Raw genomic sequence first — 24,562 nt, 5'->3', positions numbered from 1 at the left:
CCGAGAAGGACGAAAGAAACCTCATGGCCACACTGGAAATCAAGGATCTGCGCGCCGGCGTCACGACCGACGAAGGTGCGAAGGAGATCCTCAAGGGCGTCAACCTGACGATTCGCTCCGGCGAGACCCACGCGATCATGGGCCCCAACGGTTCGGGCAAATCGACGCTGTCGTACGCGATCGCCGGGCACCCCAAGTACGAGGTGACCTCGGGTGAGGTGCTGCTGGACGGCGAGAGCGTGCTCGACATGACCGTCGACGAGCGCGCGCGGGCCGGGCTGTTCCTGGCGATGCAGTACCCGGTCGAGGTGCCCGGCGTGTCCATGTCGAACTTCCTGCGTACCGCGGCGACCGCGGTACGCGGTGAGGCGCCGAAGGTGCGGCACTGGGTCAAGGAAGTCAAGGACGAGATGGCCAAGCTGGAGATCTCGGCCGAGTTCGCCGAGCGCAGCGTGAACGAGGGCTTCTCCGGCGGCGAGAAGAAGCGTCACGAGATCCTGCAGCTGGCGCTGCTCAAGCCGAAGATCGCGATCCTGGACGAGACCGACTCGGGCCTCGACGTCGACGCGCTGCGCGTCGTGTCGGAAGGCGTCAACGACTACAAGGCCTCGGGCGAGGTCGGCGTCATGCTGATCACCCACTACACCCGGATCCTGCGCCACATCACCCCGGACTTCGTGCACGTCTTCGCCGACGGCCGGATCGTGGAGTCCGGCGGCAAGGAACTGGCTGACGAGCTGGAGGAGAACGGCTACGTCAAGTACGCGGGCAAGGCCGAGCCCGCCTCCGTCTGACCTTCGCCCGAACTGACACCGAGAAAGGAGTTGGCGCGTGACCACCACAACGGCCAACACGCCTTTGGACGTCGCCGCCGTGCGCGCCGACTTCCCCATCCTGTCGCGCACAGTGCGCGACGGGAAACCCTTGGTGTACCTGGACTCCGGCGCCACTTCGCAACGGCCGAGGCAGGTCCTCGACGCGGAGCGGAAGTTCCTGGAGACCTCCAACGCGGCCGTTCACCGCGGGGCGCACCAGCTGGCCGAGGAGGCCACCGACGCCTACGAGTACGCCAGGGCGCGCACGGCCGAGTTCGTCGGCGCCGACCCGGCGGAGCTGGTGTTCACCAAGAACGCCACCGAGGGCATCAACCTAGTCGCGTACGCGATGAGCAACGCGGCCACCTCGGGCCCGGAGGCCTCGCGGTTCGTCGTGGGCCCGGGCGACGAGATCGTCATCACCGCGATGGAGCACCACGCGAACCTCGTGCCGTGGCAGCAGCTGTGCCAGCGCACCGGGGCGACGCTGCGGTGGTTCGAGCTGACCGACGACTTCCGCCTCGATCTGTCCGATCTGGACGAACTGGTGAACGAGCGCACCAAGGTGGTCGCGGTCGTGCACCAGTCGAACGTGCTCGGCACTATCAACCCGGTCGAGCCGATCGTGCGGCGGGCCAAGGAGGTCGGCGCGCTGACCGTGCTGGACGCGTGCCAGTCGGTGCCGCATTTCCCGGTGAACTTCCACGCCCTCGGGGTGGACTTCGCGGTGTTCTCCGGGCACAAGATGCTGGCCCCGTCCGGCATCGGTGTCCTTTATGGACGCCGGGAGCTCCTGGAAGCCATGCCGCCGTTCCTGACCGGCGGGTCGATGATCGAGCTGGTCACGCTCGAGCGCACCACGTTCGCGCCGCCGCCGCAGAAGTTCGAGGCCGGGGTACCGATGACCTCGCAGGCGGTGGGCCTGGGCGCGGCGGTGGACTACCTCACCGCGATCGGCATGGACAAGATCGCCGAGCACGAGCACATGCTCGCCGGGGCCGCGATCGCCGGGCTGTCGAAGATCGAGGGTGTGCGCCTGATCGGCCCGTCCGACACGAAGGACCGCGGTGCCACCATCGCGTTCGTCATCGACGGGGTGCACCCGCACGACGCGGGCCAGGTGCTCGACAGCCTGGGCATCGCGGTGCGCGTCGGGCACCACTGCGCGTGGCCGCTGCACCGGCTGTGCAAGGTGCCGGCGACCGTGCGCGCCACGTTCTACCTGTACAACGATCTGTCCGAAGTGGACGCACTCGTCGAGGGCGTGCGTGAGGCGCAGCGCTTCTTTGGAGTCGCCTGATGAACCTGGAGTCGATGTACCAGGACATCATCCTGGACCACTACAAGCACCCGCACGGCCGCGGCCTGCGGGAGCCGTTCGACGCCGAGTCGTTCCAGGTCAACCCGACCTGCGGTGACGAGGTGACGCTGAGGGTCAAGCTCGACGGCGAGACCGTCGAGGACGTCTCCTACGAGGGGCAGGGCTGTTCGATCAGCCAGGCCTCGGTCTCGGTGCTGACCGACCTGGTCGTCGGGCGGCCGGTGGGGGAGGCGCTCAAGACGATGGACACCTTCGTCGAGTTGATGCAGGGGCGTGGCCAGGTCGAGCCGGACGAGGACGTGCTGGAGGACGGCATCGCGTTCGCGGGGGTGGCCAAGTACCCGGCGCGCGTGAAGTGTGCTCTGCTGGGATGGATGGCTTTCAAGGAGGCGCTCGTCAAGACGGAGGGAACGGTATGACCGAGGACACCCGCGAGGGTCGCGCCGCCGCCGACCTGCCGGAGCAAGAGGTGCCCGCCGACGTGGCGAAGGTCGAGGACATCGAAGAAGCCATGCGTGACGTGGTCGACCCGGAACTCGGCATCAACGTGGTCGACCTCGGGCTTGTCTACGACATCCGCGTCGAGCCGGACAACACCGCGACGCTGGACATGACCCTGACGTCGGCGGCCTGCCCGCTGACCGACGTGATCGAGGACCAGACGGCCTCGGTGCTCGTCGGGAACGCCAACGTGGTCAAGGACTTCCACATCAACTGGGTGTGGATGCCGCCGTGGGGCCCGGACAAGATCACCGACGACGGCCGCGAGCAACTTCGCGCCCTGGGCTTCACCCTCTGAACGCCCGCCCCGAGGGCGGGTGTATAATGACCTATACGTGGGCTCAGTACTTTCGTGGGTACTGAAGGTAGGCCGCCACGTCTAGCGTTCTTGCTGGTTAATAACTGACCGCAAGGAGGCGGAGGTCGTGCTTAGCAGGCGAATGGTCGGTGGGGCACTGGGAGTGGCGCTTCTGGCCGGTGTCCAGCTCGCGCCGAACGCGAGCGCGGCCGGGGTCACGACGCTGTACTACAGCTCGGCCGGGGCACCGGACTACGTCACGCAGATCGACCAGGCGGCGGCGAACTGGAACGCCGCGGTGACCGACATCCGGCTGGTCGAAGGCGGCTCGGCGACGATCGTGTTCCACGAGACCGACGACGGCCAGGGTTCCTACACCAGCACCGACGGTCACGGGCACGGGCAGATCTACCTCGACCGGCAACAGGTCGCCGAAGGGTTCGCGCCGACCAGGATCGCGGCGCACGAGCTGGGGCACAACCTCGGGCTGTCCGACGACTACTCGGGCCCGTGCTCGGAGATCATGTCCGGCCACGGCCCCGGAACGTCCTGCACCAACGCGGTCCCGGACGCCGCGGAGGCGGCGCAGGTCCAGCAGAACTGGGCGAACGGCTTCACACCGGCGAAACCGGAAAAGGTGGTGGGCTAAAGCCGATCTCACCGTCGCGAACGTCGAACTCGGCGTCCTGAACGTCGAACTCGGCGTCGCGAACGTCGAACTCGGCGCGGTTAGGCGGGTTGGTCCAGGGGGTGGGGGGCGGGGCGCTGTTCCGGGACGGGGCGGCGGCCGCGGAGGATCTCGATGCGGTCGGTGTCCGGGCGGCCCAGCACCCAGCTGGACCCGGGCACCGCCTTCGCCCGCTTCTTCAACGGCGCCAGGCGGTGCGAGGCCTCACGGTACGACGAGATCGTGGACGTGGCGCAGACGAGCGTCGCGAGGGACACGGTGACCGGCATGCCGTCGGCCGACCACGGGGTGTCCAGCAGCGCCCCGGCGACCGTGCCGATCTCGTCGACGTCGCAGGTGATGAGGAAATCGTCGCCGCCGACGTGGCTGACCGTCATCCGGCGCAGCCGCGCCGCGAGATCGGTGAGCGTGCGGCCGAGCGCGCGGATCAGGTCGTCGCCCGCCGCGAACCCGGCGTTGTCGTTGACCGCCTTGAACGAGTCCACGTCGAGCCAGGCCGTCACGAACGGCTCGCGGCAGGCGATCCGGCGGTCGATGTCGCGGGCCACGGTCTCGCTGCCCGGCAGCCGGGTGAGCGGGTTGAGCGCCGCCGCCGCTTCGACCTTCGCCTCGGCGACCCCGCGTACGACCTCGGTCACCAGCACCACGCCAAGGCACCGCCCACGCGCGTCGACCACCACGACGTCGTCACCCGTGCGGCTCCAGTCGGCGTCGGTGACCAGTTCGAGCAGTTCCAGCGCGCCGGCGTCGGCACTGATCACATGCGGGGTGTCCGCCAGCCGGGCGGCCGGGCGCCTGGCGTGCAGCGCGTGCCCGTACGGGCCGGTGACCGTGACCAGGAACCGCGACCGGTCGACCGACCACTGTGGACGGCCGAGCTCGTCGATGCCGATGACGCCGGTCGGCTCGTCGGCCGCCGCGAGCGCGGTGCGCACGTCGTCGCACGTGGCCATGTCAGGCAGGGTGCACGCCGGGCGCATGAACTCGCGCACGCGTGGCGCGCTCAGCGGCCCCGGCCCGACTCGCGGATCCGGTTCCGGGGTGGCAGGGGTGAGCAGATGAGACCAGTTGACGCCATCGGCGGCCGGAGCGAACAGGTTGCCCTGCGCGATCCGAACCCCCAGTGTGCGGACGGCGGTCAGCTGGGCCTCGGTCTCGACGCCGGTCGCGACGAGCCGCGTGCTGGTGCGGGAGGTGTAGTGCAGCAGCGACTCCACGACGGCGACCGACGCCGCGTCCTGCGGCAGGCCGCGCAGCACGCTGCGGTCGAGCTTGAGCACGTCGACCGGCGCGGCGGCCAGCAGCGCGAACGGCAGGTCGGCCCGGCCGAGCCCGTCGAGGGCGAGGCGGAAGCCGAGTTCGCCGAGCCGGTGCAGCCCGGCGAGCAACTGTTCGGGCCAGACCTGGGCGAAGGGCGGGCCGATCTCGAGGATCACCTCGCGCGGGCGGCGCCGGACCTGGGCGAGTGCGTCGAGCAGCGGGTCGAACGCCGCCTCGGGGGCGGCCGCGGTGGGCGCGGTGAGGTTGAGATGCAGCGGGAGGAGGGTCTCCTGCTCGGCTTCGGCGCGCACGGCCTCGGCGGCGAGCGCGATGTCGACCTCGGCGAGCCGGTGCTCGCGATGGGCGCGGTCGAGCAACTCGTGCACCGAGCCCTTCCCGGGGCGAGCCAGGGCTTCGAGCGCGACGATGCCGCCGGTGTGGAGGCTGTACAACGGCTGGAAGGCGAACCGGACCGCATTCGGGGATGCGCGCACGGACCTGATACTCGCCGGTCAGAGGGTATATCTCCAGAGTTGTCGGCTGATGTTCACCCAGGTGCCCCGAGAGTTATCCGGGCTCGGCCGGTTTGCCCGATCCGGTCTCACGATGCGGAACAGTACGGTGGGGCGATGCATGCTGATCTCCGCAGGCGGCGCCGGGACGACGCGGCCGAAGCGGGCTGGCCGGACCTGGCGGACAGCCCGTTCCGCGCGGACCGGGACCGGATCGTGGCGTCCCCGTTCTTCGCGCGGCTCGGCGGGGTCACCCAGGTGGTCAGCGCCGCCGGATCGGGGCTGCTGCACAACCGGCTGACCCACAGCCTCAAGGTCGCCCAGGTCGCGCGGGCGATCAGCGACCGGCTGCTGGCCGAGCCCGGCGCCGCCGAGCTGATCGGCAAGCTCGGCGGGCTCGACCCGGACGTCGCCGAGGCCGCGGCGTTCGCGCATGATCTCGGGCACCCGCCGTTCGGGCATCTCGGCGAGCAGGTGCTTGACCGCGTCGCGCGGCACCGGTTCGGCCTGGCGGACGGGTTCGAGGGCAACGCCCAGACCTTCCGCATCCTCACCACCACCGACGTGCGCGGCCCGTCCGCCGTCGGCCTCGACCTGACCGCGGCGATGCGCGCCGCCGTCCTGAAGTACCCGTGGACGCGGCTGCACTGGCCCGAGCCGCACCCCCGCACGATGCCGAACCCGCCGCGCGGCGCCGCCGAACCGGCCGACGCGCCGGGCACCGGTTCGGCGAAGTTCGCCGCGTACAGCACCGAGCTCGACGACGTGCTGCAGGCGCGGGCACCGTACGCCGGGGTGCTCGAGCCGTGGCAGCAGACGATCGAAGCCTCGGTGATGGACACCGCGGACGACATCGCCTACGCCATCCACGACATCACGGACTTCCACCGGATCGGGGTGCTGCAGTACGCGGCGGTCGCGACCGAGCTGGGGCAGTGGCTCGCGCACGCCCTCGAACTGGCCGAACTGGACAGTGCGGAGCTGGCCGGGCAGACCCGCCGTCCCGGCCGGTCGCTCGAACGGCTGCGCCGCCGTCTCCACGCCCGCGACTCCTGGATCGTCGACGACGACGCGTTCGCCGACGCGGTCGCGCGCGTGCGCACCGAGCTGGTCGACGGGCTGCTGGCGGGCGGCTTCGACGGTTCGATCGAAGCCGAACAGGCCACGGCCGCGTTCTCGGCGCGCTGGACCTCACGGCTGGTCGGCGGCATGGTCGTACTGGAATCGCCGACGACGCGGTCCGGGCATGTCTCCCTGCGCGCGGCGCAATGGCACGAGGTGGCCGTGCTCAAGTTCGTGCACCGGCGGTTCGTGCTGCTGCGCCCCGAGCTCGCGCTGCACCAGCGCGGACAGGCGAGCCTGGTGACCACGCTGGTCGACGCGCTCGACGCGTGGCTCGGCGACCGGGACGAGCAGTCGCGGCTGCCGCGGCGCCTGCACGATCTGGTCGAGCTCGCGCACGCCGAGTACGGCGAGCTCGCGGTGAGCGCGCCGGAGCTGCTCGTCGGCGCGACCGGCGAGCGGATCGAGGGGGAGGACGCGGTGCGCCGGCTCGCGCGCGGGCGCGCGGTGATCGACTTCGTGTCCTCGCTGACCGACCGGCAGGCGGCGTCCCTGCTGGAGGCGCTGTCGGGCCGGTCCTCCCAGCCGTGGTCGGATTCGTTCGTGCTGTGAGCAAGGCCGGGAAAATCGCTGGCACCTGATCGCTACACTGGAGGCATGGGGTACCGGGAAATTCTGCTGGAGTAGCGGCGCGCTTGTTCGTGCTGCCCTTTGCCCACCCCCATACCCGGGAGTTCCCTTGATCACGGCCACCGGCCTCGAGCTGCGCGCCGGCTCGCGCATCCTGCTCGCCGGCACCACCCTCCGCATCCAGCCCGGCGACCGCGTCGGCCTCGTGGGCCGTAACGGCGCGGGCAAGACCACCACGCTCAAGGTCCTGGCCGGCGAAGGCCAGCCCTACGCCGGCGACGTCCGCTACGGCAGTGAAATCGGTTACCTGCCGCAGGATCCGCGCGAAGGCAACCTGTCGGTGTCCGCGAAGGACCGGGTGCTGTCCGCGCGCGGGCTCGACGCCCTCCTGCGGGAGATGGAAAAGGCGCAGACGGCCATGTCCGAACTGGTCGACGAGTCCGCGCGGGACCGGGCGATCCGCAAGTACGGGCGCCTGGAGGAACGGTTCGCCTCGCTCGGCGGGTACGCCGCGGAAAGCGAGGCCGCGCGAATCTGCTCGAATCTCGGCCTCGCCGAACGGGTTCTCGCACAGCCGCTGAGCACGCTGTCCGGTGGGCAGCGCCGCCGGGTCGAACTCGCCCGCATCCTGTTCGCGGCTTCGGACGCCGGTGCCTCGGGCCGCTCGGACACGATCCTGCTGCTGGACGAGCCGACGAACCACCTCGACGCCGACTCGATCAACTGGCTGCGCGGCTTCCTCAAGACGCACGAAGGCGGTCTCGTGGTGATCAGCCACGACGTCGAGCTGCTCGGCGAGGTGGTCAACAAGGTGTGGTTCCTCGACGCGACGCGCGGCGAACTCGATCACTACAACATGGACTGGAAGCGTTATCTCGACGCGCGGGCGACCGACGAGAAGCGCCGCCGCCGCGAGCGGGCGAACGCTGAGAAGAAGGCTTCGGCCCTGCAGCAGCAGGCGGCGAAGCTCGGGGCCAAGGCCACGAAGGCCGTCGCGGCCAAGAACATGGCCCGCCGCGCGGAGCAGATGCTCGCGAACCTCGACGAGACGCGCCACGCGGACAAGGTCGCGCATATCAAGTTCCCCGCGCCGGCCTCCTGCGGCCGGACCCCGCTCACCGCGGCGAATCTGTCCAAATCGTACGGTTCGCTGGAGATCTTCACCGGGGTCGACCTGGCGATCGACCGCGGTTCGAAGGTCGTCGTGCTGGGCCTCAACGGTGCCGGGAAGACCACGCTGCTGCGGTTGCTCGGGCAGATGGAGACGCCCGACACGGGAAACGTCGAGCCGGGGCACGGGCTGCGCCTCGGCTACTACGCCCAGGAACACGAAACGCTCGATCACGAAGCGTCGGTCTGGGAGAACATCCGGCATCTGGCCCCGGACACCGGCGCGCAGGAGCTGCGGAACCTGCTGGGCTCGTTCCTGTTCACCGGGGAACAGCTCGAGCAGCCGGCCGGCACCCTTTCCGGCGGCGAGAAGACGCGGCTCGCGCTCGCCGGCCTGGTTTCGAGCGCGGCGAACGTGCTGCTGCTCGACGAGCCCACGAACAACCTGGATCCGGCGAGCCGCCAGCAGGTGCTCCAGGCGCTGCGCACCTACGCCGGCGCGGTCGTGCTGGTGACGCATGATCCGGGCGCGGTCGAGGCGCTCGAACCGGAGCGCGTGATCCTGCTGCCCGACGGCACCGAGGATCACTGGTCGGCCGATTACCTGGAACTCGTGCAGCTTGCCTGATCTTCGCCGCCCGTCGCGGCTCGATAGTCGAGCGCGACGGGCGGTGACCGGTCGCCAACAATAAGACGATCCGGTGAATGGTGCCCCCAGGGTGTTTAGTTGTTGAAGGCAACCACACTGAAATGGCCCAATATCTGCCGGTTCCGAGGATTTTTTCGCCCGCCGCCTGGCATTCCGCCTCCCGGTGTTCGATCATTGCGAGTGCAGGCCCGTCAGGGCCCCGGACACTGTCGTAGGAAGGCGGAAAGACGTGGCTGACCTGAAGAAGGGCGCGCGGATCACCGGCAACACGCGCGACAAGCTGGCCGCTGACCTGAAGAAGAAATACGAGAAGGGCGCCAGTATTCGTGCCCTCGCGGAGTCCACCGGACGCTCGTACGGTTTTGTGCACCGCGTGCTTTCCGAATCGGGTGTGCAGTTGCGCGGTCGCGGTGGTGCTACCCGCGTGAAGAAGAAGTAGTAGTACTACCAATAGTGTCCCGGCCTTCCGCGCGGCGGAAACACAGCATCGCGCCCAGCAGGACGAGCGGGTACACCAGATATCCGTAGCGCGTGGCCGGAGTGAGCAGGGTGAACGCCCCGAGCCCCACCGCGGTCCGCAACATCGCGTCCGAACCGGTCACCGGCGGGCGGCGCACCAGCCAGCCCATGATCGCGACCGCCGCCGAGCCCAGGAGCACGAACGACACGGCCTTCCCCACGGCACCGGCACTCGCGATGAGATGGCCGGGCAGCGGGCTGGCGGCCGGCGAGGTCACCACCCCGAGGCCCGCCGGGAACCGGATCACGTGCTCGACGAAGGCTCCCGGGTCGACCAGCAGCACGGGCATGGTCAGCACCACACCCGCCACGAGGAGGGTGCCGGCGAACCGCGCGAGCGCCCGGCCCCCGAGCCGGGTGAACGTGAGCACGGCCAGCACCACGGCGGCCGGTGCCACGATGAGCTTGGCGCTGACCACCGCGGCGAGCACGATCGCGGAGGCCACCGGACGATCCCGTGCGGCCAGCGCGCCGGCGACCAGCAGCAGCCCGACGATCGCGAGATCCGGTCCGGCGACCGACCAGGTGAGCGCGGTCAGCGGGCAGGCGACGGCGAGCTGGAGCGCGCGCACGGGCACCCGCGGGCGGCCCATCAGCCGCAGCGTCACGCAGGCGCACACGCACGCGGTGAGCGCGAAGACGAGCCGGGCGTCGGTCAGCGCGTCGGCCACCGGGCTGCCGCCGAACAGAGCGCGCGGCAGGCCGAACAGCGCCATCACCGGGCCGTAGGGCGTGTAGTCGTTGACCACGGGCGGGCGGCCGAGCGACAGGACGTCCACATAGGGCGTTCCGTGCCGCAGCAGCAGGCGCGCGGAGCGTTCGATCACCCAGACCTCGGGCTGCGCGCTCCACGAATACGGGGTGATCAGCCAGTCGACCCCGGTCAGGCGCCGCACGACGAGCACCGCGAGCGGCACGAGCATCGCGAACACGAAGATCGCGGCCAGGCCCAGCCGGCGCGAGTGCCGGAAACCCGGTCGGCGGGGTTGGGTCCACAGCCAGACCGTATGCGCCGCGGCGAGCCCGTAGCCGATCGCCGCGAACCCGCCCCAGACCCGGAACCCGTAGAACTCCGACGAGACCGCGCTCACCACGGCGTAGACCAGGCAGCCGACGTAGAAGAGCAGGTCCAGCGCCAGTGGCGGGATCGCGAGCCGGCTGCGGGCGCGCGGCTGTGGCACCGCTTCGACACCCATGACCAGCTAGGCTACCGGTCTGCGCGCGTCGCCTCGCGATGTGTCAGCCGTGCCGGTACGCGAACGTGTCATCACCGACTATCGGTCCCCGCAGGCGGACGCGGGGATCGTCGTCAGCTCTCGCCGGCGCCCCGGTCTCCGAAATTCAGCAGCCGACTCGGGAAGTTTGTGGTGGGATAGCGCGTTGTCCAGGTCATCTGTGACGAAAAACTGAAGTAATGTAGAGATTTGGGGTGCGGCGTGGACAACACCTGGTCATTGCTCAGCTCGGCGATGCGGCGCGCCGACGCCCCACGTGGGCTGACGCCCGGCACGGTCGCCCGGGTCGCGCGTTTCGCGCGCCCCTACTGGCGGAGCCTCGCGATCTTCCTGGTGCTGACGGTGGTCTCCGCGGTCATCGCGGTGAGCACCCCGCTGGTGGCGGGCAAGGTCGTGGACACGATCGTCGGCGGGCGCCAAGCCAGTCTGGTGATCATGCTCGCTGTGCTGGTGGCGGTGCTCGCGGTCGCCGACGCCGGGTTCGGGCTCATCGAGCGCTGGCAGTCCGCGCGGATCGGGGAAGGGCTGATCCTGGACCTGCGACGCGCGGTGTTCGAGCACGTGCAGCGGATGCCGATCGCGTTCTTCACCCGCACCCGCACCGGCGCGCTCGTCAGCCGGCTCAACAACGACGTGATCGGCGCGCAGCGGACCTTCACGGCGACGCTGTCGGGCCTGGTCACGAACTCGATCCAGCTCATCCTCTCGCTCGCGGTGATGCTGACGCTGTCGTGGCAGGTCACCGTGCTCGCCCTGGTGCTGCTGCCGGTGTTCGTGCTGCCCGCGCGCCGGATGGGCCGCCGGATGGCCGATCTGCAGCGCGAGTCGGCGCAGCTGAACGCCGGGATGACCACACAGATGACCGAACGGTTCTCCGCGCCGGGCGCGACCCTGGTGAAGCTGTTCGGCCGCCCGCGCGAGGAAGCCCAGGAGTTCGGCGCGCGCGCCGGGCGCGTGCGCGACATCGGGGTGCGCACCGCGATGCTGACCCGCTGGTTCATGACGAGCCTCACCCTCGTTTCCGCGCTCGCGCAGGCGCTGGTCTACGGCCTCGGCGGGTGGCTGGCGATCCGCGGGCAACTGCAGCCCGGCACGGTCGTCGCGCTGGCGCTGCTGCTGACCAGGCTGTACAGCCCGCTGACGGCCCTCGCGAACGTGCGCGTGGACGTGATGACGGCGCTGGTTTCGTTCGAGCGGGTCTTCGAGGTGCTCGACCTCGAACCGATGATCACGGAGAAGCCGGGGGCTCGCACCGTGCCGCCGGGCGGGGTGAGCGTGGAGTTCGACGACGTGCGGTTCGGCTATCCGGCCGCGGAGCGCTACTCGCTCGCCTCACTGGAGGACGTGTCGACTTTGGACAACCGGGGCGGCGAGGAGGTCCTGCACGGGATCGGCTTCCGCGCCGAGCCCGGGCAGATGGTCGCGCTGGTCGGCTCGTCCGGTGCCGGGAAGTCGACCATCGCGGCGCTCCTGCCGCGCCTGTACGACGTCGAGTCCGGTTCGGTCCGGCTGTCCGATGTGGACGTCAAGGACCTCGGCTTCGCGTCACTCCGCGAGACCGTCGGGGTGGTCACGCAGGACGGGCACCTGTTCCACGACACCATCCGCGCGAACCTCGAGTACGCGCGGCCCGGCGCCTCCGACGACGAGATCTGGGACGCGCTCGGGCGGGCCCGGCTGGGCGACTTGGTGGGCACGTTGCCCGACGGGCTCGACACGGTTGTGGGGGAGCGCGGCTACCGGCTTTCCGGCGGGGAACGGCAGCGGCTCACGATCGCGCGCCTGCTGCTCGCCCAGCCGCGGGTGATCGTGCTCGACGAGGCGACCGCCCATCTGGACTCGGAATCCGAGGCCGCGGTCGGCGAAGCGCTGACGCACGCGCTCGCCGGGCGGACCGCACTCGTGATCGCGCACCGGCTTTCCACCGTTCGCGCCGCGGACCAGATCCTGGTCGTGGAGCATGGCGAGATCGTGGAGCGGGGCACGCACGAGGAGCTGCTGGCGGCGGCGGGCCGGTACGCCGAGCTGTATCACACCCAGTTCACCGAGGAGCCTGCGGCGGCTTAGGGCGGAACCCGACGAGCGGGAGCTGGGCGGCCAGTTTCCGCCGGGCGGCCTCGCTGCCGTCGTAGCGCCAGCCGAGCAGCTTGCTCAGTCCGAAGTGCACCACCGGACGGATCCAGCGGTTGCGGTACTCGAAGGCCGCCATGACGGCCGCCGCCTCGTCCTCGTCGAGCACGCGAAAGGCCGGTTCGAAGCGGCGGCGGCCGACGACGATCTCGATCGGCGGGTTCGCGAGGATGTTGCGGTACCAGTCCGAGGACGGCCCGAACCCCGCGCAGGCGAAGACCTCACCGGTGGTCTTGTCACTGCCGACCACCTCGAGCGCCGTGCGGTAGCGACGCCCGGACCGGCGGCCGGTATGGGTCAGGCACAGCACACGGCTGGTCAGCAGCCAGCCGAGATCGTGCTTGTAGAGCCGAATCGGCGCGCGGAAGACCACGCCCAGAAGGCGTCCGACGGGTTTTCCGTTCATTTCCCCTCCTGTGTCGGATCGGTGACGAGCTTGCGCAGCACGGCGGCCGCGGCGCCGGTGTCCACCCCGGCGCCCAGGCCGCGGTGCAGGACCAGACCGTCGATGACAGCCGCCAGTACGGCGGCGGTGGCCTCCGGCGCGGGCTCCCCGCGCTCGTCCAGCCACCGGCTCAACCGCTGCCGGAACCCGTCGACGAGCCCGGCGATCTCCTCGCGCAGCCGCTCGTCGCGGGTCGAGGCCAGGTACGCCTCGATGAACAGCAGCGACATCGGATCCGCGCCGCTGTACTGGTCCACCGAAGCGAGCATCCCGCCGATCGCGTCCGCCGGTGTCCGCGCCGTCTCGAAGAACGTTCCCGACTCGGCCAGCACCTGCCGCATCGCGCCGGTCACGGCCTCGATCAGCAGGGCTTGCAGGGAGGGGAAGTGATAGTGCACGACGCTGGGCGTGACGCCGGCGCGGTCGGCCAGGATCCGGGTGCTCACCGCTGTCCAGCCGCGCTCGGGGATCAGTTCGACCGCGGCGGCCAGCAGCTTCTGGCGTACCTCTCGCCCGCGGACCGCGGCCGGCGACGTCATGGGATCCTCCCGGCAGGGCAACCGTCCTGTACGACTGCCCTGATCGTACACCCGTTACCCGAGAGGGGGGATCCGGGGCTGGTAGCGCGCGAAGAGCGAGGCGTTGGCCTCGTCCCCGCCCTCGACGTTGGAACTGCGCCACAGCGGCGTGTCTCCGGCGAGTGTGACCACCTTGGCCAGGACGGAGTTCCACAGGTGCGCGTTGAGGATCGTGGAGAGCGCGGCGGTACGCGGTTCCTCGACGGGGAAGCTCGCGTCGCCGGGCCGCACGCCGGTGTCGAGCACCACGTCGGCCTCCTCGATCAGCGTGGTGCCGGCCCGCCTCGGCGCGGCGGCCACCGACTGCCGTGAACTGACGGCGATCACCGGCGCCCCGGCGGCACGGGCGGCACGGGCGAGTTCGACCGGGTACGGGTTGACGCCGGAAGTGGAGAACACGACGAGCACGTCGTCGGGTCCCGGGGCCTTCGCGGCGAGGACCTCGGCCGCGAGACCGCTGCGCCGCTCCGCCCTCGTGCTCGACCGCGCGCCGTGCAGGGGCAGCAGTTCCGGGTGGTACAGCGGGTACACGCAGGCGAGCCCGCCCGCGCGGTAGAACGTCTCCGCCACCGCGGCCAGCGAATGTCCCGCGCCCGCGGTGAAGACGAGACCGTCGGCACGCAGGCTCTTCACCACGAGCCCGGCCGCCCGCGCGACCTCGTCGGTGTTGTTCTTCTCCGCGGTACTGACGGCGTCGACAACCAGGTCTTGGATCACGCGGGGCACACTAGCGGGAATGGACGGTGTGCTCGATCCCTTGCCAGGGCTACGAACCTGGCCGGCCAGTGGTCCGGTCCGGGCGGTCGCGCTGGTCCTGCACGGCGGCGCGGAGCACGGGCCGGCGCGGGTGCGGCCGTGGGGCGCGGCGTATCTGCGCATGGTGCCGCTGGCGCGCGCGATCGCGTCGGCCGCGGGCCGGCACGGGACCGAGGTTCGCCTGCTGCGCAACCGGGTTCGCGGCTGGAACGACCCGGACCTGCCTCCGGTCGCCGACGCGCGCTGGGCATTGGAGCGCATCCACGCGGAACGTCCCGGTCTGCCTGTCTTCCTCATCGGGCATTCGATGGGCGGCCGGGTCGCGCTGCGCGTCGCCGGCGATCCGGCGGTGACCGCGGTGTGCGCGCTCGCGCCGTGGACCCCGCGTGGCGAACCGGTCGAACCGGTCAGCGGCCGCAGCGTCCTCATCGCGCACGGCACGCTCGACCACATCACCAGCCCCGCGGAGTCCTACGCCTACGCGGAGCGAGCACGCGCGGTCGCCGCCCGGCTGGTGAGGTTCGAACTGATGTCCGAGGAGCACGCGATGCTGCTGCGCCCGTTCGCGTGGAACCGCCTGGTCCGTGAGTTCGTCCTCGACGCGCTGGGCGTGACCCCGTTGCCGGCCTGGTCGCACGCGCCTGGCCAGCGGTTACGGGTGCCGCGGTAGGGCCGGCACAACCCTTTCGGGGAGTCGGGCGTCCCTTGTGGGGAGGTTTGCTGTTCACTAGGACACCGCAAGCCGAGATCGGGGACGGGTGAGACGGACATGACCTACGGCGGTGACTACGGCGGCGGCGGCTACTCGCGGCCACGAGGCCAGCGGCAGCATCAGCGGGCGCAGATGCTGCCGCTGCCGGGACGGGAGCAAGGCCCGACGCGGGCGATGCCGCGGCGCCCGGCCGGCCCACCGCCGGTGCCGCCCGAGCAGTCGGCGTTCGACGAGCAGCCGCGGCCAAGGCCCCCGCGGCGCAAACGCCGGTTCGGCCCCGGCAAGATCCTGCTGACGCTGGTCGTCCTGTTCGTGGTGTTCCTCGCCGGCGTGTGGATCTACCTCGACTCGTCGATCAACCGCGTCAACGCGCTCGCGGACTACAGCGGCCGCCCGGCGGCGGCGTCGGGCACGAACTGGCTGGTCGTCGGCTCGGACAGCCGGGACGGGCTGACCCAGCAGCAGGAGCAGCAGCTGTCCACGGGCGACACCGCCGCGGCCGGCGGCGGTTCCCGCACCGACACGATCATGATCGCGCACCTGCCCGACAACAGCACGAAGCCGACGTTGCTGAGCCTTCCGCGCGACTCGGAGGTCGCGATCCCGGGCCACGGCACCAGCAAGATCAACGCGGCGTTCTCGATCGGCGGGCCGCAGCTGCTCGTCAAGACCGTCGAGCAGGCGACCGGGCTGCGCATCGACCACTACGCCGAGATCGGGTTCGGCGGGTTCGCGAACATCGTGGACGCGATCGGCGGCGTGGACATGTGCGTGCCGACCGAAATGCACGACACCTACACCAACGTCACGATCCCGGCGGGCTGCCAGACCCTCGACGGCGCGCACGCACTCGGTTTCGTGCGCATGCGGCACAGCAGCGCGACCCCGCGCTCCGACCTGGACCGGGTGGAGAACCAGCGGAAGTTCATCGGCGCGCTCGCGAGCCAGATCGCGACGCCGGGCACGCTGCTCAACCCGTTCCACCTCTTCCCGCTGCTCGCGTCCGCGCCGGACGCGCTGACCATGGACTCGGGCGATCACCTGCAGAACCTGCTCGGCCTGGCGTGGGCGATGCGGGGGATCTCCGACGGTGGCGTGGTCACCACGACCATGCCGGTGACCTCGAGCTCGGCCGAGCACTGGGACAAGACCAAGTCCAAGCAGCTGTTCGACGCGTTGCGCGGGGACACCCCGCTCCCGGACTCGGTGATCTCGAACTGACGGGGAAAATCCGGTGCGCCCGGCGGTGCCGCCGGGCAGCATTGGGGCATGGAACCCGCAGTCGAACTGTCCGACGGTGAGATCCGGCTGCGCCGCTGGCGCACCGACGAGGCGGCGGCGCTCTACAGCGTCGTGCACGACTCGCTCGATCACCTCGCGCGGTTCATGCCCTGGGCGGCGGACAGGTACAGCGAGGCCGATGCCGTCGAGTTCCTCGCCACGACCGAACGGGAGTGGCAGGACGGCGAGGCCTTCAGCTACGCGATCGTCACGGATGACGACGAGATCATCGGTGCGTGCGGCCTGATGACCCGGATCGGCGACGGCGGTCTTGAGATCGGCTACTGGCTCGGAAAACCGCATACCGGGCGCGGCGTCGCGACGCGCGCGACGGCGCTGCTGGTCACGGAGGCCTTCCGGATCGGCGCGAACCGGGTGGAGATCCGGCACGACCAGGCCAACGAGCGCAGTGGCCTGATCCCCGCCCGACTCGGTTTCACCCGCGTCGGCAGCGCGCCCGCCGACCTCGCCGGCGGCACCGGCATCCACGTGCACTGGCGCCTGCCAGCCCCCGATCTACTGCCGTGAGGGGGTCCCTCACAGCAGATATGGGCATGAGGGGGTCCCTCACGGCACCGCCGGTGCGATGAGGGTGTCGACCTCGTCGTCGGTGGCGGAGGTGGCGGCGAACGGGCCGCGGGCGGCGACCACGCCGTGGGCGCGCAGCCGCTCGGCCTGCTCCGGGTTCACCACTCCTTCGGCGCCGACGCACAGCCGCAGCTCAAGGGCCCGCGCGATGAGCTGGTCGAGATGCCGCGCGGCGGCTTCGTCCTCGCCGTCGGCCATCGCGTCCACCACCGCCCCGCTGAGGACGACGTACTGCACGTTCAGCCCGTGCCGGGAGATCAGCTCCAGATCCGCCGAGCCGCTCACCGTCAGCACGAGCTTCGCGCCCAGTTCCGAAAGCACCGCGAGCGATTCGAGCACCTCGCCGCGCGGATCGAGCACCGACTCGGCGTCGGTGCACAGGCGCAGCGCCTTCGCGGGCAGCTCCTGCCTGTCGAGCTGATCCTTGACCAGCCGCACCAGGTCGGCGTCGATCGCGAGCCGCCGCGGTAGTCGCACGCACACTTCGGGTGCCGCGTCGCCGTACTCGCTGCGCCAGCGGGCGGCGGTCGCGAGCGAGCGGGTGAGCAGCCATTTGCCGAGCGGGATCGTCATCCCGGTCGTATCGGCGAGCGGGAAGAACTCGGCCGAGTCCAGCTCGCCCTGCTCGCGGTGGTGCCAGCGGAGCCCGGCGTTGACCGCCGCCACCTCGCCGCTGCCGTCGAGCTTCACCGTCGGCTGGTACATCAGCGAGAACTCGCCGTTCTCCAGCGCGCCGGCGATTTCGGCACCCAGCCGGTAGCGGGCGCGGTCGCGCGCGTCGAGTTCCGGGTCGAACAGCATCCACTGCGCCTTGCCGGCCTCCTTGGCCCGGTGCAAGGCGATCTCCGCGGCGCGCTGCAGGTCCCCGGGACCGCCGTCGGCGACGTCCCGGACCACGATGCCGGCGCTCGCGCTGACCCCGACGCCCAGATCGCCGAGGTAGATCGGCTCTCCCAGATCCTCCAGCGCGCGTTCGACGAGCGCGATGACCTCGCGCGCGTTCAGCCTGCCGCGCAGCAGGATGCCGAACCCGTCACCGGAGAGCCGGGCCACGAGCGTGTCCGGTCCGGCGAAGACGTCCTTGAGCTTGCGGGCGATCCCGCGCAGCACCTTGTCCCCGGCACCGGCGCCGAGCCCGTCGTTGATGACCTTGAACCCGTCGATGTCCAGGTACACCAGGGCGATCTGGTCTCGCGCGGAGGGGCCGAGCGCCGCTTCGAGCATCGTGTCGAAGCGGGAGGAGTTGGACAGGCCGGTCAGCGGGTCGTGCACGCTCTGGTGCCGCAGGGTCTCCTGCAGCGAGTGGACTTCGTTCGCGTCGAGCGCCATCAGCACCGGGTACATCGAGCCCGGGCGGTCGCCCGGCAGCATCGTGAGCGTCACGTCGGCCCACGTGCCGGCGTCGTCGGCGTGGGCCAGCCGGACGCGCTGGCGGTGGTGCTCGACGTCGGTCTCTTCGAGTTCGTCGAGCCCGGCCCGCAGGCGTTCCGCGTCGCGGCGCGAGAAGCCCAGCTCCGCGATGTGGCGGCCACGCAGGTCCTCCGGCTTGTGACCGAGGAACGCGCCGAGCGCCGCGTTGGCCTCGACGATCTCTCCGGCCTTGTCTGCCAGCGCGATACCCATCGGCGAGGCCGAGTAGAGCGCGCTGAATCGCCGGATGGCGGCTTCACGCCCGGCCTCGACCGTCGCCAGGGCGTCGCGGACGACGCCCTGCACGAGAGCCTCCAGCCGGTCGGCGGAAAGTCCTACCCCATCCGTGTCGGCCAGTCGTACCGCCCATCGCTGGACGACCTCGGCCAATCCTGGCGCCCCACCAGGTTCCGGCACGCTTCACCCCTTGCTGGATGGACAAAGGCCAGGTCAGCCGCAGTGCGAGCGCCCGGGCGCCCCCGCTGGTCCGGTGCCTGCCCGGAGTGATGTCACGCCATCATCTCGAACTGACACTGTCTACCGGCTGAACGAGTGATGATCAGTGTAAACGTGGTCACTTTTGGTGAGGATTCAGGCTACCGCGGCCGGACGCGGTCAGGCCTTGTTCGCCCGGTTCCGTGACGGTTCGAGCCGGACTGGGAGCCCGTCGACGGGCACCGGGAGCGACACGTAGTCCCACCGCATCCGGTAGCCGTCCGGTACCGACCACCGGCGGGCGCGCAGCATCTCGTGCAGCAGCGCCTTGACCTCGAACATCCCGAAGTGCAGCCCGATGCACTTGTGCGCGCCGCCGCCGAAGGGCATCCACGCGTACCGGTGCGACTTGTCCTCGCGCCGCGGCTCGGCGAAGCGCTCGGGGTCGAAGGAGCGTGGATCGGACCAGTGCTCGGGGGAGTAGTGGTTGGTGTTCGGCGCGATCGTCACGAACGTGCCGGCCGGTATGTGGTGGCCGAGCACCGCGACGTCCTTGACGGCCTTGCGCGGGAGCGACGGGACCGGGGCGGTCAGCCGCAGCGACTCCTTGATCACCAGGTCCAGGGTTTCGAGGCGATCGAGCGCCGCCAGATCCGGGAGGTCGTCGCCGAGGGCGAGGGACTCCTCGCGGGCCCGCTCCTGCCACTCGGGGTGCTTGGCCAGGTGGTAGGCCACCGCGGTGCTGGTGATCGTGGTGGTGTCGTGCGCGGCCATCATCAGGAAGATCATGTGGTTGACGACGTCGGCGTCGCTGAACCGTTCACCGTCCTCGCCGGTCGCGTGGCACAGCACGGAGAACAGGTCGTCGCCCCGCGATTCCCGCTTGGCGGGCAGGTTTTCCGTGAAATAGCGCTCGAGGGTGCGGCGTCCGGCGAGACCGGCGGCCCAGCGCCCGCCGGGCACGGGGATCCGCACGAGGGACGTCGGCGCGCGGACGGAATCGACGAACGCGCGGTTGATCCGGGCCGCGCCGGCGCCGCTGGGCGTGGCCATGAACACCCGCGTCGCGACGTCGAGCGTGAGCTGTTTGAGCGCCCAGTACAACCGCGGCCGCTCCGGCCAGCGCGCGACCCCGTCGCGCAGGACGGGGCCGAACTGCCGGGCGTAACCGGCGAGCCGGTCGCGGGTGAACGCCTCCTGCATGATCCGCCGGTGCACGTGGTGCTCTTCGAAGTCGAGCAGCATCAGGCCGCGGTGGAAGAACCGCTCGATGAAGAACTTCCAGCCCTCCTGCGAGAATGCCTTGTCCTTGTTCACCAGCGCGGCCTGGGTGGCCTCCGGGCCCGAGAGGACGACGAACCGCTGGCCGAAGCTGCCCATCCACGACACCGGGCCGTAGGTCTCGTACTGGCGCAGCGCGAAGTCGACGCCGAACCGCATCGAGTCCAGCGCGTGCCCGATGACCGGCAGGCCCGCGTCGCCGAGCACCGGTTTCAGGCCGCTGCCCGGCGGCGGGGCGGCCAGTTCGCGGACCGGCCAGCGTTTCCCGAGCCAGCGCCGGTCCACCGCCTTCGGCAGCGGAATCGAGGTAAGGGGCGGAACCCGGTCCCGAATGGCCACAATGCCTCCCACCGCGAGTTCGACGTTCACGACGCCGAGTTCGACGTTCACGACGCCGAGTTCGACGTTCACGACGCCGAGTTCGGCGTTCACGACGCCGAGATCTGCGTTCGCGACGGTGAGTTCGACGTTCGCGGGTCCAGGTTCCCGCCCCCGGCCTCAACTGGCAAGCCCCGTTGTCAGTCCCAGTCGAGCGAACCACCCGTCTGGTACTCGGTCACGCGCGTCTCGAAGAAGTTCTTCTCCTTCTTCAGATCGATCGCCTCCGACAGCCACGGGAACGGGTTGCCGGTCTCGCCGAAGATCGGCGCGAGACCGATCTGCCGGGCGCGCCGGTCGGTGATGAAGCGCATGTACTGCTCGCAGAGCGCCGCCGAGAGGCCGAGCATCCCGCGCGGCATCGTGTCGCGCGCGTACGCCACCTCGAGCTCGCAGGCCTCGACCAGCATCTCGCGGACCTCGGCCTGGAACGCGGGCGTCCACAGCCGCGGGTTCTCGATCTTGATCTGGTTGATGCAGTCGATGCCGAAGTTCAGGTGGATCGACTCGTCGCGCAGGATGTACTGGTACTGCTCGGCGATGCCGACCATCTTGTTGCGCCGGCCGAGCGAGAGGATCTGCGCGAACCCGGTGTAGAACCACATCCCCTCGAAGACCACGTAGAACGCGACGAGATTTCGCAGGAACTCCTGGTCGCCGGTGTCCCCGTCGAGGCTCTGGGTGTACTTGAGCGCCCACGCGTCCTTCGCGGTGATCGACGGCACCTCGCGGTAGGAGTTGAACAGCTCGCCCTCGTCGAAGCCGAGGCTTTCGCAGATGTACTGGAAGGTGTGCGTGTGCACGGCCTCCTCGAAGGCCTGGCGCAGCAGGTACTGGCGGCATTCGGGGTTGGTGATCCGCCGGTAGACCGCCAGCACGAGGTTGTTGGCCACCAGGGATTCCGCGGTCGCGAAGAAGCCGAGGTTCCGCTTGAGCATCAGGCGCTCGTCCTCGGTGAGACCCCCGGGCGACTTCCACAGCGCGAGGTCGGCCTGCATGGACACCTCGGTGGGCATCCAGTGGTTGCTGCAGGCGGCGAGGTACTTTTCCCACGCCCAGTGGTACTTCAGCGGCAGGAGCTGGTTCACGTCGGCGCGCGCGCCCAGCATCGCCTTGTCCTCGACGTCGACCCGGCCGGCGTCCTGGTCGATCAGGGTGGTCACTGGCAGGCCTCGCATTCGGGGTCGTCGATCCGGCAGGCAACGGGTTCCGGCACGGCGGCGGGCACGGCGTTGAGCTTGCCGTCGGTGCCGCGCAGGGTGCTCTTCTCGACGCCGGTCGCGGCACGCGCGCGCAGGTAGTAGGTGGTCTTGAGGCCCCTGTGCCAGCCGTAGCGGTACAGCTCGTCGAGCTTGCGGCCGCTCGGCGCGTCCACGTAGAGGTTGAGCGACTGGGCCTGGTCGATCCACTTCTGCCGGCGCGAGGCGGCGTCCACCAGCCAGCGGCTGTCGATCTCGAACGCGGTGGCGTACAGCCGCTTGAGCTCCCCCGGCACCCGGTCGATCTCGGCGAGACTGCCATCGAAGTACTTCAGGTCGCTCACCATGACCTCGTCCCACAGCCCGCGTTCCTTGAGGGCGCGCACGAGATGCGGGTTGGCGACGGTGAAGTCACCGGACATGTTCGACTTCACGAACAGGTTCTGGAACTGCGGCTCGATCGACTGACCGACACCGCAGATGTTGGAGATCGTCGCGGTCGGCGCGATCGCCATCACGTTGGAGTTGCGCATCCCGCTGGTGCGCACCCGTTCCCGCAGGCCGTCCCAGTCCAGAGTGGACGAATAGTCGACGTCGAGCGCGTCGCCCTCGCGCGCTTCGGCGAGCAGGCGCAGCGAGTCGATCGGCAGGATTCCCTTACTCCACAACGAACCTTCGAACGACTCGTACCGCCCTCGCTGTTCCGCCAGCTCCACCGAAGCCGAGATCGCGTAGTAGCTGAGGTGCTCCATGCTGCGGTCGGCGAAGTCGACGGCGGCCTGCGAGGCGACGGGCAGGCCGAGTACGAAAAGCGCGTCCTGGAAGCCCATCAGCCCGAGCCCGACGGGCCGGTGGCGCAGGTTCGAGCGGCGCGCCTCTGCGATCGTGTAGAAGTTGATGTCGATGACGTTGTCGAGCATCCGCACGGCCGTCCGGACGGTTCGCGCCAGCCGCTCGGTGTCCAAACCGGACGGTGTGACGTGCTCGAGCAGGTTGACCGAGCCGAGGTTGCACACGGCGACCTCGTCGAGACTGGTGTTGAGCGCGATCTCGGTGCACAGGTTCGAGGAGTGCACCACCCCCGCGTGCTGCTGCGGTGAGCGCAGGTTTGCCGGGTCCTTGAAGGTGATCCACGGATGCCCGGTCTCGAACAGCATGGTCAGCATGCGCCGCCACAGCTCGACCGCGCGCACCCGGCGGAACACGGTGACCTCCCCGCGGTCGGCCGCCGCTTCGTACTCCCGATACCGTGCGGCGAAGGCGTTTCCGTAGAGATCGTGCAGGTCCGGTGTCTCGTCGGGGGAGAAGAGCGTCCACTCGGCGTCGGCCTCGACCCGGCGCAGGAACTCGTCGGGCACCCAGTTGGCGGTGTTCATGTCGTGCGTGCGGCGGCGCTCGTCGCCGGTGTTCTTGCGCAGGTCGAGGAACTCCTCGACGTCGACATGCCAGGTCTCGAGGTACGCGCAGGCCGCGCCCTTGCGGCGGCCGCCCTGGTTGACCGCGACCGCGGTGTCGTTGGCCACCTTCAGGAACGGCACCACGCCCTGGGATTTCCCGTTGGTGCCCTTGATATGCGCACCGAGACCGCGGACCGGGGTCCAGTCGTTGCCGAGGCCGCCGGAGTATTTCGCCAGTAGCGCGTTGTTCTTGTACGCCTGGAAGATCGACTCGAGTTCATCGTCCACTGTGGTCAGGAAGCACGACGACAGCTGTGGGCGGGTGGTACCGGCGTTGAACAGCGTCGGGGTCGAGGCCATGAAGCGGAAGCTTGACAGCAGTTCGTAGAACTCGATCGCCCGTACTTCGCGCTCGGACTCGCGTAGCGCCAGCCCCATCGCGACACGCATGAAGAACGCCTGCGGCAGCTCGAACCGCACGCCGTCGTCGTGCAGGAAATACCGGTCGTACAGTGTTTGCAGGCCGAGGAACGAGAAGTCCAGATCGCGCTCGGGCCGGATCGCCGCGGTGATCTTCTTGAGGTTGAACGTCGCGAGCCGGGGATCGGCCAGTTCCAGGTCGATGGCGCGGGCGAGGTAGTCGCGGAAGTAGCCGGGGTAGTTGAGCTCGTCGTGGCCGGCCAGCCGCGGTGCGCCCGCGAGATGACTCAGCGCCTCGCCGCGGAGCTTGTCCAGCAGCAGCCGAGCGGTGACGAACGAGTAGTTCGGCTCCTGCTCGACAAGCGTGCGCGCGGCCATGATCAGCGCGGCCGCCAGCTCCTGCGGGCCGATCCCGTCGTAGACATTGCGTTTGGTCTCCGCCAGCACGGGTTCGGCCGTCACATCGGCGATGCCCGCGACGGCCTCGGCGACGACGTGCTCGACGCGTGTCCAGTCGAGGTTCGCGGACGTGTCCGGCTCCACGGCCTCGCCCCTGGCCTTGGCGTGCTCCTCGCGGTAGAGCACGTACGCGCGGGCCACCTTGTGGTGCCCGCCGCGCATCAGCGCGAGTTCCACCAGGTCCTGGATCTGCTCGATGTGCAGGGCGGATTCGTGGTTCGCGTGCCGCAGCAGGGAAGACCGGACCTGCGCGGTCAACTCGGCCACGACGTGATGGATACGCGACGACACGGCCGCGCCGTCGCCTTCGACGGCGAGGAAGGCCTTGGTCAGCGCGACCGAGATCTTCGTCGCGTCGAACGGCGAGACGCTGCCGTCCCGCCGGATGACCCGTACGGCCACGGTGGCCGCCACGGTGTCCACAGACATATGTCTCCTTCATCAGGGCGCGTTGGATCGGCGCGCCGCCCTCGGCGGCGCGGGGAGTCATCGG

At 70.0% G+C, this 24,562-nt stretch carries 21 protein-coding genes and 1 pseudogene; 13 read left to right on the top strand and 9 right to left on the bottom strand.

Going from position 1 to position 24,562, the window contains the following annotated elements; translation table 11 throughout:
- Positions 1–23 precede the first annotated feature (23 nt).
- The 5 genes from sufC to FG385_RS23015 all read left to right on the top strand — a co-directional run bounded on the left by sufC (position 24) and on the right by FG385_RS23015 (position 3,584).
- On the top strand, positions 24–794 hold the full coding sequence (gene sufC / locus FG385_RS23035) for a Fe-S cluster assembly ATPase SufC (RefSeq protein WP_139098854.1): 771 nt from the start codon (positions 24–26) through the stop codon (positions 792–794).
- Positions 795–831: 37 nt separating this feature from the next.
- Complete coding sequence (locus tag FG385_RS23030; protein ID WP_139098853.1) at positions 832–2,115, top strand: cysteine desulfurase; 1,284 nt, start codon at positions 832–834, stop codon at positions 2,113–2,115.
- Entirely contained in the window at positions 2,115–2,555 is a 441-nt protein-coding gene (gene sufU, locus FG385_RS23025; protein WP_139098852.1) for a Fe-S cluster assembly sulfur transfer protein SufU, read from the top strand. The genes FG385_RS23030 and sufU overlap by 1 nt, the downstream gene beginning before the upstream one ends.
- The gene (locus FG385_RS23020) at positions 2,552–2,935 is read left to right on the top strand and encodes a metal-sulfur cluster assembly factor (protein ID WP_139098851.1); all 384 of its coding nucleotides are present in this window, start codon (positions 2,552–2,554) and stop codon (positions 2,933–2,935) included. The genes sufU and FG385_RS23020 overlap by 4 nt, the downstream gene beginning before the upstream one ends.
- 142 nt (positions 2,936–3,077) lie before the next feature.
- Positions 3,078–3,584 carry a snapalysin family zinc-dependent metalloprotease gene (locus FG385_RS23015; RefSeq protein ID WP_139098916.1) on the top strand — a complete coding sequence of 169 codons (507 nt, stop codon included), beginning with the start codon at positions 3,078–3,080 and terminating at the stop codon, positions 3,582–3,584.
- 80 nt (positions 3,585–3,664) lie between these two features.
- On the opposite strand, the gene FG385_RS23010 is transcribed toward FG385_RS23015, so the two are convergent.
- Positions 3,665–5,377: a GGDEF domain-containing protein gene (locus tag FG385_RS23010; protein ID WP_139098850.1), complete on the bottom strand. Its 1,713-nt coding sequence runs from the start codon at positions 5,375–5,377 to the stop codon at positions 3,665–3,667.
- Positions 5,378–5,512: 135 nt separating this feature from the next.
- Between FG385_RS23010 and FG385_RS23005 the strand changes: the two genes are divergently transcribed.
- The 4 genes and pseudogenes from FG385_RS23005 (at position 5,513) to FG385_RS22995 (ending at position 9,285) form a co-directional block, all read left to right on the top strand.
- Positions 5,513–7,069: a deoxyguanosinetriphosphate triphosphohydrolase family protein gene (locus tag FG385_RS23005; RefSeq protein ID WP_139098849.1), complete on the top strand. Its 1,557-nt coding sequence runs from the start codon at positions 5,513–5,515 to the stop codon at positions 7,067–7,069.
- A gap of 157 nt (positions 7,070–7,226) precedes the next feature.
- Positions 7,227–7,775 (top strand): annotated as a pseudogene (locus FG385_RS35680) (ATP-binding cassette domain-containing protein); the annotation flags it as partial.
- A gap of 75 nt (positions 7,776–7,850) precedes the next feature.
- Entirely contained in the window at positions 7,851–8,825 is a 975-nt protein-coding gene (locus FG385_RS35675) for an ABC-F family ATP-binding cassette domain-containing protein (protein WP_407645533.1), read from the top strand.
- Positions 8,826–9,075: 250 nt separating this feature from the next.
- Positions 9,076–9,285, top strand: a complete 210-nt coding sequence (locus tag FG385_RS22995) for a helix-turn-helix domain-containing protein (protein WP_005437638.1) — start codon at positions 9,076–9,078, stop codon at positions 9,283–9,285.
- Here the strand turns inward: FG385_RS22995 and FG385_RS22990 are convergent.
- Positions 9,263–10,561 carry a hypothetical protein gene (locus tag FG385_RS22990; RefSeq protein ID WP_139098847.1) on the bottom strand — a complete coding sequence of 433 codons (1,299 nt, stop codon included), beginning with the start codon at positions 10,559–10,561 and terminating at the stop codon, positions 9,263–9,265. The genes FG385_RS22995 and FG385_RS22990 overlap by 23 nt on opposite strands.
- Positions 10,562–10,801: 240 nt before the next feature.
- Between FG385_RS22990 and FG385_RS22985 the strand changes: the two genes are divergently transcribed.
- Positions 10,802–12,667 carry an ABC transporter ATP-binding protein gene (locus FG385_RS22985; RefSeq protein ID WP_139098846.1) on the top strand — a complete coding sequence of 622 codons (1,866 nt, stop codon included), beginning with the start codon at positions 10,802–10,804 and terminating at the stop codon, positions 12,665–12,667.
- On the opposite strand, the gene FG385_RS22980 is transcribed toward FG385_RS22985, so the two are convergent.
- The 3 genes from FG385_RS22980 to FG385_RS22970 are packed head-to-tail and all read right to left on the bottom strand — an operon-like array spanning position 12,642 to position 14,470.
- On the bottom strand, positions 12,642–13,136 hold the full coding sequence (locus FG385_RS22980; RefSeq protein WP_139098845.1) for a nitroreductase family deazaflavin-dependent oxidoreductase: 495 nt from the start codon (positions 13,134–13,136) through the stop codon (positions 12,642–12,644). The two genes, FG385_RS22985 and FG385_RS22980, sit on opposite strands and share 26 nt — an antisense overlap.
- A complete protein-coding gene (locus FG385_RS22975) occupies positions 13,133–13,714 on the bottom strand; it encodes a TetR/AcrR family transcriptional regulator (RefSeq protein WP_139098844.1) in 582 nt (193 codons plus the stop codon). Before FG385_RS22975 ends, FG385_RS22980 begins: the two co-directional genes overlap by 4 nt.
- Before the next feature lie 54 nt (positions 13,715–13,768).
- Positions 13,769–14,470 carry a sugar isomerase domain-containing protein gene (locus FG385_RS22970; protein WP_139098843.1) on the bottom strand — a complete coding sequence of 234 codons (702 nt, stop codon included), beginning with the start codon at positions 14,468–14,470 and terminating at the stop codon, positions 13,769–13,771.
- Positions 14,471–14,489: 19 nt separating this feature from the next.
- On the opposite strand from FG385_RS22970, the gene FG385_RS22965 reads away from it, so the two are divergent.
- The 3 genes from FG385_RS22965 (at position 14,490) to FG385_RS22955 (ending at position 17,030) form a co-directional block, all read left to right on the top strand.
- Complete coding sequence (locus tag FG385_RS22965; protein ID WP_139098842.1) at positions 14,490–15,179, top strand: alpha/beta hydrolase; 690 nt, start codon at positions 14,490–14,492, stop codon at positions 15,177–15,179.
- A gap of 99 nt (positions 15,180–15,278) precedes the next feature.
- Positions 15,279–16,442, top strand: a complete 1,164-nt coding sequence (locus FG385_RS22960) for an LCP family protein (protein WP_139098841.1) — start codon at positions 15,279–15,281, stop codon at positions 16,440–16,442.
- A gap of 48 nt (positions 16,443–16,490) precedes the next feature.
- Positions 16,491–17,030 carry a GNAT family N-acetyltransferase gene (locus FG385_RS22955; protein WP_139098840.1) on the top strand — a complete coding sequence of 180 codons (540 nt, stop codon included), beginning with the start codon at positions 16,491–16,493 and terminating at the stop codon, positions 17,028–17,030.
- Between the two features lie 39 nt (positions 17,031–17,069).
- On the opposite strand, the gene FG385_RS22950 is transcribed toward FG385_RS22955, so the two are convergent.
- The 4 genes from FG385_RS22950 to FG385_RS22935 form a co-directional block, all read right to left on the bottom strand.
- On the bottom strand, positions 17,070–18,917 hold the full coding sequence (locus FG385_RS22950; protein ID WP_235022742.1) for an EAL domain-containing protein: 1,848 nt from the start codon (positions 18,915–18,917) through the stop codon (positions 17,070–17,072).
- A gap of 198 nt (positions 18,918–19,115) precedes the next feature.
- Positions 19,116–20,567 (bottom strand): cytochrome P450, encoded by a 1,452-nt coding sequence (locus FG385_RS22945; RefSeq protein ID WP_200834621.1) that lies wholly within the window; start codon positions 20,565–20,567, stop codon positions 19,116–19,118.
- Between the two features lie 167 nt (positions 20,568–20,734).
- Entirely contained in the window at positions 20,735–21,772 is a 1,038-nt protein-coding gene (locus FG385_RS22940) for a ribonucleotide-diphosphate reductase subunit beta (protein WP_139098839.1), read from the bottom strand.
- Positions 21,754–24,498 (bottom strand): ribonucleoside-diphosphate reductase subunit alpha, encoded by a 2,745-nt coding sequence (locus FG385_RS22935; protein WP_139098838.1) that lies wholly within the window; start codon positions 24,496–24,498, stop codon positions 21,754–21,756. Before FG385_RS22935 ends, FG385_RS22940 begins: the two co-directional genes overlap by 19 nt.
- Positions 24,499–24,562: the final 64 nt, after the last annotated feature.

The organism is Amycolatopsis alkalitolerans (assembly GCF_006152065.1).
In the GTDB taxonomy this organism is placed as follows: Bacteria; Actinomycetota; Actinomycetes; order Mycobacteriales; family Pseudonocardiaceae; genus Amycolatopsis_E; species Amycolatopsis_E alkalitolerans.
This window is presented reverse-complemented; position numbering and strand designations above follow the sequence as displayed.

Bases quoted from the DNA above. Each gene is read 5' to 3' on its own strand.
- sufC (WP_139098854.1), top strand. From the start codon at position 24: ATGGCCACACTGGAAATCAAGGATCTGCGCGCCGGCGTCACGACCGAC.
- sufU (WP_139098852.1), top strand. From the start codon at position 2,115: ATGAACCTGGAGTCGATGTACCAGGACATCATCCTGGACCACTACAAG.
- FG385_RS23020 (WP_139098851.1), top strand. From the start codon at position 2,552: ATGACCGAGGACACCCGCGAGGGTCGCGCCGCCGCCGACCTGCCGGAG.
- FG385_RS23015 (WP_139098916.1), top strand. From the start codon at position 3,078: ATGGTCGGTGGGGCACTGGGAGTGGCGCTTCTGGCCGGTGTCCAGCTC.
- FG385_RS23005 (WP_139098849.1), top strand. From the start codon at position 5,513: ATGCATGCTGATCTCCGCAGGCGGCGCCGGGACGACGCGGCCGAAGCG.
- FG385_RS22990 (WP_139098847.1), bottom strand. From the start codon at position 10,561: ATGGGTGTCGAAGCGGTGCCACAGCCGCGCGCCCGCAGCCGGCTCGCG.
- FG385_RS22980 (WP_139098845.1), bottom strand. From the start codon at position 13,136: ATGAACGGAAAACCCGTCGGACGCCTTCTGGGCGTGGTCTTCCGCGCG.
- FG385_RS22975 (WP_139098844.1), bottom strand. From the start codon at position 13,714: ATGACGTCGCCGGCCGCGGTCCGCGGGCGAGAGGTACGCCAGAAGCTG.
- FG385_RS22965 (WP_139098842.1), top strand. From the start codon at position 14,490: ATGGACGGTGTGCTCGATCCCTTGCCAGGGCTACGAACCTGGCCGGCC.
- FG385_RS22960 (WP_139098841.1), top strand. From the start codon at position 15,279: ATGACCTACGGCGGTGACTACGGCGGCGGCGGCTACTCGCGGCCACGA.
- FG385_RS22955 (WP_139098840.1), top strand. From the start codon at position 16,491: ATGGAACCCGCAGTCGAACTGTCCGACGGTGAGATCCGGCTGCGCCGC.
- FG385_RS22940 (WP_139098839.1), bottom strand. From the start codon at position 21,772: ATGCGAGGCCTGCCAGTGACCACCCTGATCGACCAGGACGCCGGCCGG.
- FG385_RS22935 (WP_139098838.1), bottom strand. From the start codon at position 24,498: ATGTCTGTGGACACCGTGGCGGCCACCGTGGCCGTACGGGTCATCCGG.